Here is a 15,730-nt window from a genome sequence, read left to right on the forward strand (position 1 = left end):
GACAATTTCGATTATAGAGAATTCAACATGACATGAGAAGAAGTGAAAAATATTATATCTAGTTACTTGAAGTTAACTAAATAAAGAACGAGGTTATCGCGCGGCGTCAGAACGACCGCACCCGGGGATCTCTCTTCGTCATGTTGGTGCCCCTCTCTAGACAGACGCGTAAGGATGCACCGTGTGGGGCGATTTGACTTTTATGTGGTTTTCAATGTAGACAAAACTAAACGGCCTCAATCCCTGGCATTCAGGACTAAGACCGTTTAAGTAATGTTCTTTTTGGTGTGGTTTACGTGATGGGTTAGATTCTTTTCTAGACCGATAACAAGTTGTACAGTACCTGAGCCATTTCGGCGCGGGTAGCGGTACCTGTCGGGTTAAGCTTTCCGCCGCTTCCTGAAATGACCCCGACTTTGATCAGCGTGCTCATCGCAGTCTTGGCGTAATTCGAGACTTGTCCAGCATCGACGAAATCGCTTGTGGTCGTGCTGCCGGTTGTCACGGGCAATTCGCGCAGCATATCGAGCGCACGGTAGAGCAGCGTGAACATATCCTGCCGGGTGATCTGGCTGTCAGGCGCAAACCGATTGTCGCCCACGCCGGTTGTGATGCCCAGACGCTTGGCCGCCGCCAGGTAATTCGTGTAGTACGTGTTGCCCGCATCGGAGAAGTTATCTGTGGACTTCTCTTCGGCAGCGATCCCGTAAGCGCGCATCAGCATGACAAGGAACTGGCCTCTCGTCAGCGTCGCGCCAGGGCCGTAGCTGCCATTGCCTATGCCGGTGGTGATTCCGCGAGCTGCAGTGAAGGTTACAGCGTCGTGGTACCAAGCTGTCTCTGCCACGTCGCTGAAGTTCACTTTGTTGTAGCCAATGACATATTTCAAGAAGTGCGTGGTCGTAAATTCCGCCATGCCGGTTTTTGGATTGTATTTGCCAAGAACGGTCTGCAGCTCACCGCTGTCGCTGATGTAGAAGACGACAACGGCGTTGTGGTCCTCGCTAGGCGAGAGGGTATACGGCAGACTGATGTATGCTTTCCCGCCTCCGAAGTTGGAGATCGCCGCTGCGCCCGAGGTGACCGTGAAATCATAAACCGGCCTGCTGCCGATTTGGGCTTTCGTGCCCTCTGGCATACCCGAAGTGTCCGCTTTGGCAACGCTGATTTTGATATCCCCGCTGGAAGATGCCGAGTTTATCGCATCTACCGCGGTTGCGTCGAACGTCACGATTCCGATTCCGGCATCTACCGTCAGTTCGGCCGCCGTGTCGGTGGCAAGCTTGCTGAACGAACCCTTCGGTATTGTAATTTCCGCCAAAGTGGCCGTAGTCGGTTTCAGCTTGAGCTTTACGTTGGCCTTTCTGCCTGCTTGCTCTGCCGCTTTGGCGCCATCTACCAGCGCGGAAGCCGCATTGTTATCGACGCTGCCGCTTACCTTGCCGGAGTTATCGGTGGAACCGGACAACGTGTAGCTGATCGTATCCGTATTTCCGGACGTACTGATCTCCACGGCTTGGGACGGAGTGGTATTGGTGTTGCCTCCCGAGCCGCCGTTATTACCGCCGGATGGAGAAGAGTAGGCCGGGATGTCGAGCTTCAGAACAAGGCTCTTGTTGCCTGCCGCGTCCTTCGCCACGATGTAGATATCGTTCGCGCCTGCAGCAAGGTTGGCGAGCGAAATCGCTACCTCCGAATTGGCTTGGTAGGCTGTACCGTTACCTGTCGTGTCGATGGTCGGCGCGGCGGCTCCATCGCTCACGACTTCGTCGTAATAGGTCCCGGCTTCATTGGAAGTAAACTTTACCGTTGCGGCACCGTCGCTGGTACGACTCACGTTTCCGGCAGTCAGTGTCGGCGCCGTCGTATCGGATTCGCCTTCTTCCGTTGTCGTGGTAAAGGAATCAAGCCCGCTGTAAGCATTCCCAGCGGAGTTGGCCGCTACGGCAAACCAGGTATGCTTTGTTCCTGAAGCAAGGTTGTCCAGTGCGACGGAAGCCGAGGCGTTAACGGCTGCCGTCGTACCGAGGGCAGCGTTGTCGAACAGGACGGCGTCCATGGCGCTCACCGTCAGCTTTTTCGGTGCCGTGTCAAAATCCAGGCTAAGCTCGTATATATCCTCGGCGTATGCTTTCGCGCCAACGCCATACGAGCTCAATTTTGGCGTATCGAAGTAATTATAGTCATTCAACTTCGGAGAATAGGAATTCATGTAGATCTTACCGTTCGCAAGATCAAAATAAAGGGTCTTGAAGTAGGCGTTCCCGCCCTGTTCTCCGGTCTGGTAATCCGTGAGAATCTGATAGACCGCGCGCTCTTTGTCTCCGTCTCCATTGTCATCGAACGCCGTGACGTTGATGGAGGCTCCGTGATAATGTCCGCCCACGATCAGCTTCACGTTGGGGTTCTTGGCGACCACCTGATTTTGCCAGTAGACACCGGCATCGTCCAAATCCGCGGTCGCACCCAAGTAATTGTGGAAGGCCAGAACGGCGATACGGTCCGGGTATTCCGCCAGTACCTTGTTCATCCAGGCAGCGGCACCTTGATCGAAATCATAACTCATATACACGAAGATCAGGTCTTGACCACCGGCAGTGACGAGATCATAGTGGCCGAGATTATTGTTGTAGGTCCCCCCGTAGACGGTGCTGTCCTTGAAGCGGTCGGCCCCGAAATACGTCTTGTAATTCAGATACTTGGCGTTATGGTTGGCAATGTCATGGTTACCTGCAAGGACGCCGTACGGCAATTTGGCATCCTCGAGTATTTTCATATATTCATCGGCACGCTCCCATTGATAGATCTCGTCGATGTCATCCACGACATCGCCGGTGTGCACGACATAACGAGTGTCCACGCGATCCTTATTGTCGGCAATATAGGTATTGAGAATGGCAAAGTTCGCAGGGTAGCTCTCCGAGTAATACTGCGTATCGGACTCCCAGGCGATAGAGAAATCGTACTGATCCGGCTCGGCAGTGCCATCCCAAACATAATTGTTGGCAACCGTACTGGCATGATCAGCGCGAGTGGTCGGCAGCATCTCGCCGCCTCTTCCTTGGGCGAGCACATAGACTTTTCCGTCCGCGATATAGTCGCCGGTCGCGAATACCGCAGTGACCTTACCATCCTCATAAGTTGAAGTTAGCGGAATCCACTGATCGGCTGCGCGGCTGCGCACATAGAGCCGTACGTCCTTGCCATAATCCGTGCTGGCTTCAAGAGAGACACGAAGCGAGGTATCTGCATCCTGCACGTCGAAGGCGTACATCTGATAGGGAAGTTTTCCGTTGTCGCTGGTAACCTCGCCGAGGGTACCGGACTCGGCGTTGGCCGTACCGTCGCCTTGGCCCTGATAAACGGTTATCCCGTTGCCCACGGTCAGCGCTTGCGCCTCGTGGAAGGAAACTTCCGCGCCGTCTCCGCCGCTCAGGGCAGCCGTCAGCGTTGCCGAATCGGCATCCACGTCCGACGAGGATATATCGGCAAATGCAGGATAATTTTTACTGGACGAGAAGGTCCACGTTTTCGTTCCGATATTCCCCGAAGCGTCCTGCACGGAAGCTTTCAGCGTGTGGGTCCCTGGGGCGAGTGCAGAGCCGTTAAAGCTTGTTCCGCTCAGTGACGCCCCATCCAGTTCAAGCGTCAGTGAATCCGTCATGACGTCCGAAGCATCCGCATACTGAGGTACAAACGTATAGGCACCGGCAATTTGCTCCGGAACATTGGCACTGATCACGGGCGCCGTGTTGTCCACCTGCACTTGAATGTCTTGGCTGTCGTTGCCGGAATTGATGGTGATGGTATGATTTCCGTCCGAAACCGACTTGGTATCCCAGACTGTTCCGTTTGCATTCATGGATCCGCTTGGAACGGTGAAATGCAGCTCGACATAACGCTTGCTGCTGTTCAGCGTTACGAGATCCGATGTCTTGACCGGGCCGTCCGGATGTACAACCGTACCGTTGGGCAGCACCAAGGAGAAATTCGTTACATTGAAGTTATCGGTAGGCGTGCCTGGAGTACTATCCAATGCGTCAATTTCAGTACCTGCGTTGACGCGGATGGTCACGTCTGCGTCACCGTTTTGATTAAACGCAAAGAGATTGTTGTCTATCATAATCGCGCGGGAGGGCAAAATGTCATACCAGCGCGAGAATACCTGTACCAGCTTACCGTTTGCGGTAATCGCGTCTTTGGGGCCGTCCAGCCCGCTGATGTCCAGGGCAAAATAAGCGCCCTGCTCGAGTCTGCGGGTACTGTCCACTGGCGTGCCGTCGATACTGATGCCTACGGCAGCATCGTCGCCTGCTCTTCCCACGACATCGACGGTGCCCGAGACCGTTTCACCCTCGGACAGGTTCGAACGCAAGCCCGAAAAATCGTCGTTGCTGATTACGGCGACTCTGTGAACAGGCGTAACCGCCGAGCGGAACGTGTTCTTGGCTTCCAGATAATATTCGATGTAATCGCTATTCAGATAACGGTCGGCGCCGATTTCAACGTAGAATCTTCCCGGTGTCCGTATATTAAACGAGTTACCCGCCAGCGAACTCCAAGGGCTCGATTCATTCGTACGGTAATAGATCACAAAACTCTTGACGCCGGTCGAATCCTCATAACCATAAGGAATGCTGAGATCCTTTCCCTCCTGGATCGTGTCGTATTGACCAGGTTCAAAAAGCGGCGTCAGCACGGGAGTAACTCCGGGATCTGATTTGACCGTCTTCTGATCATCGGTTACCCGACCAGCGGTGGGAGGGTCCTGCGTAGCGATGGAAAGGGCTTCGGCCTGTCCCTCCGCCGCCTGAAGATGAACGCTGGAACCTTCCGTCGCGCCTGCATCGGCCGAAACGTAAGTGTAGGAAGATACCGCTGCGTTATTGCTTTTCGCAACGATGGCTAATTTAGCCTTCGTATTTCTTAGCGCCGTCTGATTCTTGACCGAAAAGACGGGCACGCCATCCGGAATCCCGTTGCTTGCACGGAAAGCAGCCTCGTCGGGCATCGTTTTCCCTTTGTTCTCCAGATCGACGCGCCGAACCCAGAATACAGCCGGCGAATTTGCCGGAATAGTCAACTCGGTTTCATTATAAGTAAACGCCTTGTCCACAACGTTCGCCGTATCCAAATCGGTATAGACCAGGTCGTAGTTTGCTCCGAAGTCCACATCAAAGTCCGATGCGTTGTAGATCTCGATGTAGTCCTCGCTGTCGATGGTCGCGCCGCTGAGTCCTGTATAGTCATTGTTGCGCGCAATGTCATTGGGCATAATCTCCGTCAGGAAGAGCACCGGGCTTCCAGCCGCCGTGTAGGCATCAATGTCCATCTTCAGCGGCTCACTGACCGTATTCGACGAGTCCTTCAGAACAATATAGATAGCCTTGGCACTGCTATCGGTAAGCGTCGTCAGCGCTATCGTCGCCTCGGAATTTGCTTCGATGGCCGTACCGCTGCCGGAAGTATCGATTGTCGGGGCGGGGGCGCCGTCAGCGACGACCTCGTAGTAATAGGTACCGGAAACGTGAGAAGTAAACGTCACGGTTGCCGCGCTTTCGCTCGTACGGCCGACGGTTCCCGGCGTGACATTCGGCTTGGGCTGGACCGTCATTTGCTCATCGCTCACCCGGCCGGCTGATGCGGGAGCCTGCGTGGCAATGGCAACACAGTTAGGTTGTCCCTCCATGGCACGGAGATGGACGCTCGAGCCCTCCGTCGTGCCCGCGTCATCTGTGACGTAGGTAAAGGCGGACACCGTTGCATTATTGCTTTTCGCAACGATAGCCAACCTGGCGGTTGAATTTTTTAGAGCCGTCTGATTATTAACGGAAAAGACGGGCACCCCATCCGGAACCCCCGTGCTTGCGCGGAAAGCAGCCTCGTCGGGCATCGTCTTCCCTTTATTCTCCAGATCAACGCGCCGCACCCAGAACACGGCAGGCGTTTTGGGCGGAATTTTCAACTCGGTTTCATTGAAAGCGAGGATCTTGTCTACTGTACTAGCTGTATCCAAATCGGTATAAACAAGGTTGTAGTTCGCCCCGAAATCCAACTCGGAGTCCGAAGCGTTGTAAATCTCGATATAATCCATGCTATCGATGGTTGCGCCACTAAGTCCCGTGTACGTGGCATTACGAGCAATGTCGTTAGGGAATATCTCGGAAAGCCATATCGTCTGTGCAGTCGATCCGTTATCGGGTTCCTCAGCCCATGCGGACGTCGGTTGCAGCAACGTAAAAATACTTAATAGTGCCAATAGACAAGAAAGATACTGCCGAAAACGTCTCTTCATATTCTCTAGCTCCTTCTTCTACTTGCGGTGAATTGAGCAGGAGGGGTCGGCTAGACCCCCTATCCTCTCAGACCGCCGTACATGCGGGTATCCATACGGATAATTCATATAATTCAACAAAATGTTAAAGTAAACCCTTCAGCCCTATCGCTTTCCGATAGGATGTCAGAAGGAGCTGAACGAACAGAAAGGCATGAGAACCTCGAAGGGCAGTCCCATGCCTTTTTGCCATACGCCGTTATTCGCCTGCAGCGAAAGAGTCGTTCTCCTCAAGCGGGGGATGGTCAATAATCATCCGGCTATAATGCGCTAGCTGTACGATACGCTATGGTTGGGTTATCGTGAGATCCGTACCGCCAAATTCAACATTTACATTTCCCGATTTGATTGTTGATCCGGTCCAATTAAGCAGGGCATAATTATTTGCTTTCAAGTCATCAATGATCCTATTATCCGTTCCGCCGCCTTTTCCGCTTAAAAAGTACATTTTTTGCAGAGCTGTACTATTCAAAGTTTCCTTCAGCGTGCTGGTGGCATCCGACAAATCGGCAGAAGTCGGGTTCGTTATACTATGGTTATCATAATAAGTATTCACGATGTCATTATAGCTGTTCGTAACGATCGCATACTTAGGATTGATGGTGCCGGCGATCGAGTCCGGCATGAGACTATAATAGAAACCATGATGCGCAACCTGATAAACGCTTACATTTCCTACGACTTCTTGTATTTTTTCCCCGACTTCGTAAGAATAATTTTGATTGCTGTTCTCCCCTACGTCAGCGCCCAAGTAGGTTCGAAAATTTGTTCCAGTACTTGTCGTGCACTTTAACAACAACGTTGCTGCGTTCAAGTTCTCATCCCATTTATTTGACAACTGCTCGATTACAGACTCGTGATTCCAATTGTTTCCATTGAACCACGTCATTGTAAATTTACCGAACGTGACCGTATCATATACGCCAACGGATACATAACTGCCTTGTGCGTTTTTAGTAAACCTCTCGATTTTCGCCTTGAATTTGTCAGCGGATAAACCTCTAAGCTCCGATAGGGATCCAACATCATTGTCGAAGGCTTCATATGGCTTTATTTTACCGATAGCCATGTTTTTAGCTTTCGCTGCAGCTATGATCGTATTCGCTCTAGTGCCGATACTAGATTCACCGGAATACGTCGAAGCGGAATCTGCTACGTCCTTTATATAAAGTGTCGTGTTTGCATCCGCAAAACTAGCGATCGCAGCTTCGGCACCGCCTGCATGGTCTGCATGTACATGCGAGAAGGCTATAAAAGACAATTTTGTCGATCCAAGTACGGAGGTTAAGTAGGGCTGTACATAAGTTGCGTAATCTCCGCTCGTTCCCGTGTCAACCAACCCATAGCTTGCCGTAGTACCGCTGATTGTTTTTATGAGGGTGGCATTTCCCTTTTCGCCAAGGTTGATAAAATAAACGCCAGCTTCAGCAGGAGCAGCTGCAAACGAGGTTTCATTTAACATCAGCAAACCCATGCAAAATAGGACAACCACTGCCATTTTCATTCGCAATTTTGTTATCATACTAATACTCTCCTCTATATTAGGATAACTCGAAAAACGAAGCCGAATGTTTGCTTCCCCGTATGCAACAAGAGCCGGGTATCACTTCACCCTTCCTTTAATCGGGTTTCGGTATTAATGCTCAGACAAGTGTCTGACACAATCATAAAGCAAATACTCCGACTTCTCGCCGTTACTACTGATCGTCGTGACGGACGCATTGCGCAATTCGTTACCGGTTGATTCGTCCTTCATTAATTCCTTTAGGGTTTGTCCAAGGAAATAACCGTGCGTGACGACAAGCACCCTCCGGCCGGCATACCGCGAAGCTATATCCCGAACGAAGTCGATTCCGCGCGCACGCATGGCCTCATGGGTTTCCTGGCCCATATCGAGCTCGTTCCAGTTCTCTCCCCATCGCGCAACCCGTTCCTCTTCAATCGTGTCGGCGATTTTCCCTCTATCCATTTCGCGCAGCCGCACATCGAAGAAGTCGACCGGCTTGCCGATTGCAGCAGAAATAATTTCCGCCGTTTCTCGGGCTCTTTTTAAATCGCTTGAGATGAAGACGTCCCACTGCTCTTCGGAGAGCCGTTCGGCAACTAACGCCGCTTGCGCTCTCCCCGTTTCATTCAGCGGATTTTGCGTATGGCCCTGTGCTCTCTTCTCCATATTGTGATCGGTAATGCCGTGCCTGACGAAAGTAATCGAGGTCATCGTCTTTCCTCTCCCATAGATATCTTTATTTCCTTGCGCTGAGGGCGGAAGCAAGGATCGAAGCCACCTCCGCCGTCTCTCCCTTTTGCGGAAAATACGCGTTAATTCCTCTCGCATTTTGCGACCTTGGATGGCGGCTGTGCAGTGTGATAACCGCTTTAGGAGCTATACGCTCGATCATATCGGCGATGGCTTCGGGATGCGCGTGCCCGCCGTTGCACAACGAATGGCCGGTAATCGCGAAAGCTTTCAAATATTTCGCCACATCCGCATGATCGAGTTTAACGCTATAATCGGATTGAATGAAATGCGAACGCCCCTGCAAATCGCCAAGCGTTTCCAGTTCAATCATATGGGCAAGATCGGGAAATTTGTAAAAGTAGACATATTGGTTTTTCCGCTCGGCCATTTCCTCCAAGGAAATCGTCTTGTATGGCACCTGCATCCTGTCCGTTACTGTCGCGTCGACGATTAGAATATCCGAGCCAAGCGCGGGGTGCCCTTCCAAAATGCGCAGGCACTCCCGATTTGCCCTATGCCAGATGACGGCATGGGAAGCCTCCATGACGACTGTTCGCCCTTTCTCTGCCGCAATGGCAATCATGTCGGCCATTCGCTCCAGATCCCGCGGCGACATTTGCAGGTAAACGAGTCCTCCCGCTCCATCCACGATATCGGCATACCGGGATAACAGCTCGACTTCCGTCATTTGGTTGGAGAGCACGGCAGACTGGTCCGCTGTAAGACGCGTTCCTTCCGTAATTAACAGGTCGATCCGCTTATCACGGCAAAGCTCGATGAACCGGTCGATCCGCTCCGGATGCTTGCCTTGATTCCGCCAATCTCCCGTATAAGCGATTTTGTGGTCGCCGCCGTCTATAATAATACCCGCCGCCCCGGTAGCATTATGGTCCATCTCGACGATCTGCATCGTGAATTCGCCGAAATCGACAACGCTCAAATCGTCGCACGCCGTAATACGTGCCGCAGTATCCGGAGAATGGCCCCCCGCAACCATTCCCCGGTACAGGGAATGAGCGTCGTGATTCATATAGACGGGAATATCCGGGTTGGCATAAGGAAGAACGGCCATATGATCCGTATGCATATGTCCGATAAACAAACTAATCCCCTCGTAATGAGGAAAATCGCTGTCGCCCCAAGAACGGCGTACCTTAGCCATATCCAGTTGCTTGATATGCTTCGGGTCATACAGCTCAAGCAACGGGGCGGTCATTCCGCCAAGCAAGAACTGCCGCAGCTCGCGGCCGGGCGTTGCTCCTACAGGTTCGTACAGCGTCAGCTGTTTGGGGAACAGCAGGCTGCCGTGCTCGACGCCGAAATCGAAGAAAACAGCCTGTTCGCCTTTTCCGTAAAGAACCTGTACGCCTCCCGACTCACCTACCCCGCCGAAAAAAGTCAATTGCCCGTTGTGCATTACGCTCGACTCCCATTCTGTGCCGGACATTCTCAACCAGCTACTGCGGATTCGCTTGAAGCCAGTCGTCAAGCATCTGTTTCGATTTGGAGTCAATATTTTCAATCGTCTTGTCTATATCTTGACTGCCTTCACTGAACCGGATAATTTCATCCTGTACGATGTGATCGACGTCCGTGAAGGATGGAATCCACGGCTCCAAATATTTCTTGTAATCTTTCGAATTGTTGCTAATCGTCTTGATGATATTAAACTGCGGATTTTTCTCCAAAAAGTCCTTCGTTTCAGTCAGCTCCATCGCTTTGGTATTCATCGGATAATAGCCTGTGTTCATAAACCATTTCGCGGACACCTCCGGGGTTGCCAGGTATTTCAAGTAATCCCATGCTCCCAGCAAGCTATCTTTATTGGCCCGGTCAAAAAGATATACGGCAGAGCCGCCGATACCGGTACCGCTTGTGCTCGTCGAGTTAACGCGCGGCAATTCTGCAACCCCCAGGTCAAACTTGCCTGCGTCGATAATATTCTTCTTAAATCCGCCCATCGATGCCGTAGACGCCGGAATCATGGAATACAACCCGGACTGAAACCCTTCCGTAGGCGCCGGATCCGTAAATTCTGCCCCTCCGGTTGCGAGCACCTTCTGCCATTCGGTCAACAATGTTTTCAACGTGCCGTCGCTCGTCATCGTCATTGCGGTCGGCGTACCGGTCCGCCCTTCTTCCTTATCAAAGATATATTTATTCTCGCCCTGCATCGGAATCCACGTCCCGAGCAAGAAGAAACGCAGTTGTGCGCTAATCCCGTAACGCTCGATCTTGTCGCCTTTCTTCACGGTAAGCGCCTCTACCGTTTTTGCCAGGTCCGCCAATGTTTTCGGCGGATTCTCCGGATCGAGTCCTGCGCTGCGGAACTGGTCCTTGTTGTAGTACAACATGATGGACGAATTCGAGAACGGCAATCCGAGCATCTTGTCATTGTACATGGCGTATTGCACCGCATTCGGGTTCAAATCGCTTGCGTTCAATCCGGACTTATCCTGATCGATAAAGCGCTGGACAGGAACGATATATTTTGAATCCTTCACATCGAAAATCCCTTTAGAGCTGAGCTGCATAATATCCGGTAATTCTTCCTGCGAACCCGATCGAAGAACAGCCGCCAGCTTGGTCGATGCTTCGTCATAGGTACCCTGAAAAACCGGCGTAATCGTGATGCCCTTCTCCTTGCCGATCGTTTCATTGTAGGCTTTGGCCGTACTGTCAATATTCTCCGCGGCCGCACCCGTCATGGAGTGCCAAAAAACAACCTTAACAGGAGCGCTCGGCAGCAAGCTTTCTTGGGACAGCGCATCCGACCCCGCCGTAGATTCTTGTCCCTGCGCCGGCGCAGCTTCTTGTTCCTGGTTTGCAGAGCATGCCGTAATAACGGAAAAGCATAGAATTGACATGAATGAAATTTTCAACTTGTTATACATGATTCGATCTCCACTCCTATTTGTTTTCTGTTTAGCTCTCAACTATAAAATTTCTCTCAATCAGTTCGCCAGCGAAAGTAAATATTGTCCGACCTGATAAGAGTAGCCAGCCGTAACATCCTTCAATTGGTCCGGCATACCGTTATTCATCTTAATCTCGTAGACGAAATCGCCCTTGTACCCAATTTCGTTCCAGAGCGGCATAATGGATTTCCAGTCGATATTCCCAAGGAAAGGAAGGAAATGATCATCCGCCAGACCCTGGTTGTCATCGACATGCAACGCGATAATCCGCTTGCCTAACAATCGAATCGGGCGAAGCTGACTTGAATAGACTCTGTTAGCATGTCCGATATCCCAACATACGCCGACGCGAGGATCGTTGTAGGAGTCCGCCAATTCGATCAACTCTTCGGCTGTCGTTCCGAAACGCCGATGATTGGCGTCGAACATGTTTTCAAATGCCAAATCGACATTCAACTTCGCGGCTTGCTCCATAATGGGATCATAAAATCGATGATTCAGCCGGAGGTTGGCTTCCATGCCATGCTCATCCAAGCCCATTTCCGTTAAGGGATGAAAGACGGCCGCCTTCACGCCCAGAACGCTGCTCGCGATTAAAGAACGGCGGGTAATCTCGTTAAAGAAGGCTTCCTCTTCCGAACCGGCAAGGTAGGGTTTCCCAGGCAAGTAGGGCGGATGCGACTGGCAAAATTCCACGTCGGCCTTCTCGGCTGCTTCTTTCATTCGGTAAAGCGCGACTTCCCAATCCGGACCGTTCAATTCGGTTTTATTGTGAATCATCGCGCACATGTTGAGGTCCAGTACGGAAAAACCGGCATTCTTGCATCTTTGGATGGACTCCTCATATCCGATGTGCTTGTCTTCTTCTATTCGTTCCCTAAACAAGCTTGTCATGGTTGCCAAACGCAAGGTCAGACCTCCTACCTAAATCTTTTTTAGTTTTTGGAACGGTTTAAATTTTCCCGAAAAAAATGGTTATTCCCGTTCGCTCTTATTCAACTTATCATTATTGCTTGCTTAGAATAAACCGATTTGGATTAACTGGAAGTAAACAAATTATGAATTTCACCGCCAAAAACTTACATCTGGCGGTGAATATTTAAATCCCTTACCGAATTACGCGCCATTAATGTGGGTTCAAGCTTTAAAGAAACCTCTTGGGCATTCTTATTATGCATACGATTCAGCATCGCAAGGCATGCCACTTCGCCCAGCTGTCTCTTATGTCCGTCGATGATGGTCAACGCCAATGGCGAATGCGCGGTAATGATCGATTCTTCGTAACCCATAACGGAAATATCTTCAGGTATTCGCACGCCTTGCTTGTACAAATATCGAATAATACCCATCGTGATCCCATCGCTTCCGCCAAAAGCCGCATTCGGCCGGATTCCCTTCTCCCACAACTCGCTCATCGCTTCGAAGCCGCCCTTGCCGGTATACGCAGAATGGATAACATGCATTTTTTTCTCTTCCGGATGGCCCTCCTCGTTGAAGGCTGCGGTAAAGCCCGCCAGTTTTTCCAGGGAATTCACGTTATCTCGGGGTCCGTTTACAAACGCAATATTGTCGTGTCCCTTCTCCAGCAAATGCTTGGCGGCAAGATAACCAACCTGGTACGCATTGACGGAAACGGAATCGACTCCCTCATAGGTGCGGCCGATAATGACGACGTAGATGTCTTCCTTTCGGAGACTCTCGATAAATTGACTGTCGAACAAGCCCCCAATGATAAATACACCGTCTACACGTTTGTTCTTGACAATGTTCGGCAGCTTGTCGCGCATGGAGAAACGTTCTGTAAGTAACGTGTAATCCGTATTTTTCAATCCTTCATTGATGCCGTAGCTGACGTCGAAAAGCAGTGTTTCGGGAATCGCATCGAATCCGTAGGACAAGTTTTCCTCTCCGGAGGTTACGAAGATCAACCCGAATGTCCCTTTTTTGCTAGTAGTCAGTGCCCGCGCAACCATATTAGGTACATAGCCCAGTTTATGGATGGCTTGCAGTACCTTGTATCTCGTTTCCAGCTTGACTAGATTGCTCCCGTTAATGACCAATGAAACCGTGCTTTTGGACACGCCAGCCTCCATGGCTATATCCATAATCGTGACACCCATAAAAGCCTCCAATCCAATATCCAGCTATTCATAACTATTTACAATATATACTGCCGTCTCATGCGAACTGTTAGCTGAGCATTATCTCCATGTTAAATCTCGTCCGTCCAATTGACAACTTTTTTTAGTGTAATGTAATATAGCTTAGTGTTGTCAGGCTGGTTTGTTTAATGGTTCATAATTGGTTTTAATGTCAAATTCGTTGAATATTGGAAGGCTGCAGGTTATTTTTGGAGCGGTCCAAATTTGGTTGGCCTATGACCGCCTATTAAAAATGTTCGGAGGGTTCTCGTCTCATGGCCAAATTTGTGTCTTCACCAATTAGCAGTCGTATTCCATCGTTGCCTCACACGGTAACCAGCAAGAGCAAGCGCAGAAAAGATATGTTGAAGGCCTATTTGTTCGTCCTGCCAATCATCCCGTTTATCCTCGTATTCGATTACTTTCCATTCTTGCGCACCTTCATCTACAGCTTATCCAGCGTCAATGCACAAGGCAAAATAATCAGGTTCGTCGGATTGGATAATTATATGAACCTGTTCGGCAGGCAGGAATTCGTAAACGCGCTGCTCGTTACATTGAAATTTACGGCTATGTATGTTCCGTTTGCCATTATCTGTCCATTGCTGCTTGCATTAATTGCTGCTCCAAAGAGTCTCTTTTCCAGAACCAATCAGCTGTTGTATTCCATTCCGATGGGAGTTTCCATGGCGGTGAGTTGTTTAATCTTCGAACATTTTTTTGATCGCACAGGGCTTTTGAATTACTTGCTTAACCTGCTTGGCTTGTTTCAGAATACAACCGATATCAATTGGCTGAACGACCAGACGTGGGCGCTCCCTTCGCTTGTCATCCCGATGGTCTGGACCCATATGGGCTTCGACTTCCTGCTCATGCTGGCCGCGGTGCGCAATGTTCCGCAGGATATATTGGAATCGGCCGAAATGGACGGAGCCGGCTATTGGACGAAAACGTTCCGTATTACGCTTCCTCTGATATCGCCAACCTTATTCTTTGTTTTATGCATTCAGATCATCGTCGGGTTAACGATGGTCGCCCCTGTTATGATCTTAACGAAAGGCGGTCCGCTTGGGGCTACGTCGACGCTGATCTATTATATTTACACATCCGGGTTCCGAAGCGTTAATTACTCGCTCGCAAGCACGGCAAGCATTTGCGCCTTCATCCTCACGTTTATCTTCCTGTTGATCAACTTTCTGTATGAGAAAAAAGGGGTGGTGTACGAATGACGTACAGTCGAAATTTTAAACCGTACATGACAGCTGTCCTCAAACTGCTGCTCGGTTTGATTGTCATATTTCCCATATTTTACGCCATCATGGCCGGATTCAAAACCGAAAGCGAGTTCAGCACGATCCCACCTTCGATCCTGCCGCAAAGCTTTGCCTATTGGGACAATTTCCGCACCGTTTTGTTCGAAACCCAGATTTTGCGCTTCATGTGGAATTCATTGTTCATCGCGCTTGTCGTTACGGTAGTACGACTCATCCTATCCAGCTTGGCTGCCTATGCCTTTGCCTTTTTAAAGTTTCCCGGAAGCAATTTTCTATTTTTCTTTATTCTTGGCACGATGATGACGCCGTCGGAATCCTTGCTGATCTCTAACTTCATTACCGTCAGCAAGCTGCATCTGTTAAATAGCTACCTTGGCATTATGATTGTGTTCTTCGTATCCGCCACGCAGGTATTCATGTTTCGCCAATACTTCAAAACGGTGTCCAACACGTTGCGGGAAGCCGCGTTTCTGGATGGCTGCGGCGACTTCCGGTTCTATTCCAGAATCTGTATCCCCGTTTCTTTGCCCATTATAATTTCGCTCGGCTTGTCATCGTTTGTCGGCGTGTGGAACACGTACTTATGGCCGTTGCTCGTTACTACCAAGACGGAAATGCGCACGGTACAAGTAGGCATCACGATGCTAACCGCCAATGAGGGATCGAACGATACCCTTGTATTTGCCGGAATAGCAATTATCATGATTCCTTCCATTTTGTTTTTCATCTTGTTTCAGCGGAATATGGTGGGCGGCATTTTCAACGGGGCTGTAAAGGGTTAACACCCAAGTGCTGAGGTAAGTCCGGCTCAAACTTCTAGAAGG

At 50.4% G+C, this 15,730-nt stretch carries 9 protein-coding genes; 2 read left to right on the top strand and 7 right to left on the bottom strand.

Annotation, left to right across the window (positions count from 1 at the left end; all coding sequences use genetic code 11):
- Positions 1-316 precede the first annotated feature (316 nt).
- The 7 genes from AC50YL_RS04470 to AC50YL_RS04500 all read right to left on the bottom strand — a co-directional run bounded on the left by AC50YL_RS04470 (position 317) and on the right by AC50YL_RS04500 (position 13,611).
- Entirely contained in the window at positions 317-6,295 is a 5,979-nt protein-coding gene (locus tag AC50YL_RS04470; protein ID WP_494829621.1) for an S-layer homology domain-containing protein, read from the bottom strand.
- 325 nt (positions 6,296-6,620) lie between these two features.
- Complete coding sequence (locus AC50YL_RS04475; protein ID WP_494829623.1) at positions 6,621-7,856, bottom strand: MBL fold metallo-hydrolase; 1,236 nt, start codon at positions 7,854-7,856, stop codon at positions 6,621-6,623.
- A gap of 114 nt (positions 7,857-7,970) precedes the next feature.
- Positions 7,971-8,552: a histidine phosphatase family protein gene (locus AC50YL_RS04480; RefSeq protein ID WP_494829624.1), complete on the bottom strand. Its 582-nt coding sequence runs from the start codon at positions 8,550-8,552 to the stop codon at positions 7,971-7,973.
- Positions 8,553-8,577: 25 nt separating this feature from the next.
- On the bottom strand, positions 8,578-9,990 hold the full coding sequence (locus AC50YL_RS04485) for an MBL fold metallo-hydrolase (protein WP_494829625.1): 1,413 nt from the start codon (positions 9,988-9,990) through the stop codon (positions 8,578-8,580).
- A gap of 40 nt (positions 9,991-10,030) precedes the next feature.
- On the bottom strand, positions 10,031-11,467 hold the full coding sequence (locus tag AC50YL_RS04490; protein ID WP_494829627.1) for an ABC transporter substrate-binding protein: 1,437 nt from the start codon (positions 11,465-11,467) through the stop codon (positions 10,031-10,033).
- 60 nt (positions 11,468-11,527) lie between these two features.
- Positions 11,528-12,400, bottom strand: coding sequence for a sugar phosphate isomerase/epimerase family protein (locus AC50YL_RS04495; RefSeq protein ID WP_494829629.1), 873 nt, complete (start codon positions 12,398-12,400; stop codon positions 11,528-11,530).
- A gap of 170 nt (positions 12,401-12,570) precedes the next feature.
- Positions 12,571-13,611, bottom strand: a complete 1,041-nt coding sequence (locus AC50YL_RS04500) for a LacI family DNA-binding transcriptional regulator (protein ID WP_494829631.1) — start codon at positions 13,609-13,611, stop codon at positions 12,571-12,573.
- 296 nt (positions 13,612-13,907) lie between these two features.
- On the opposite strand from AC50YL_RS04500, the gene AC50YL_RS04505 reads away from it, so the two are divergent.
- Entirely contained in the window at positions 13,908-14,861 is a 954-nt protein-coding gene (locus AC50YL_RS04505; protein ID WP_494829633.1) for a carbohydrate ABC transporter permease, read from the top strand.
- Positions 14,858-15,688 carry a carbohydrate ABC transporter permease gene (locus tag AC50YL_RS04510; RefSeq protein WP_494829635.1) on the top strand — a complete coding sequence of 277 codons (831 nt, stop codon included), beginning with the start codon at positions 14,858-14,860 and terminating at the stop codon, positions 15,686-15,688. The genes AC50YL_RS04505 and AC50YL_RS04510 overlap by 4 nt, the downstream gene beginning before the upstream one ends.
- Positions 15,689-15,730: the final 42 nt, after the last annotated feature.

Source organism: Paenibacillus sp. J22P277 (genome assembly GCF_059383675.1).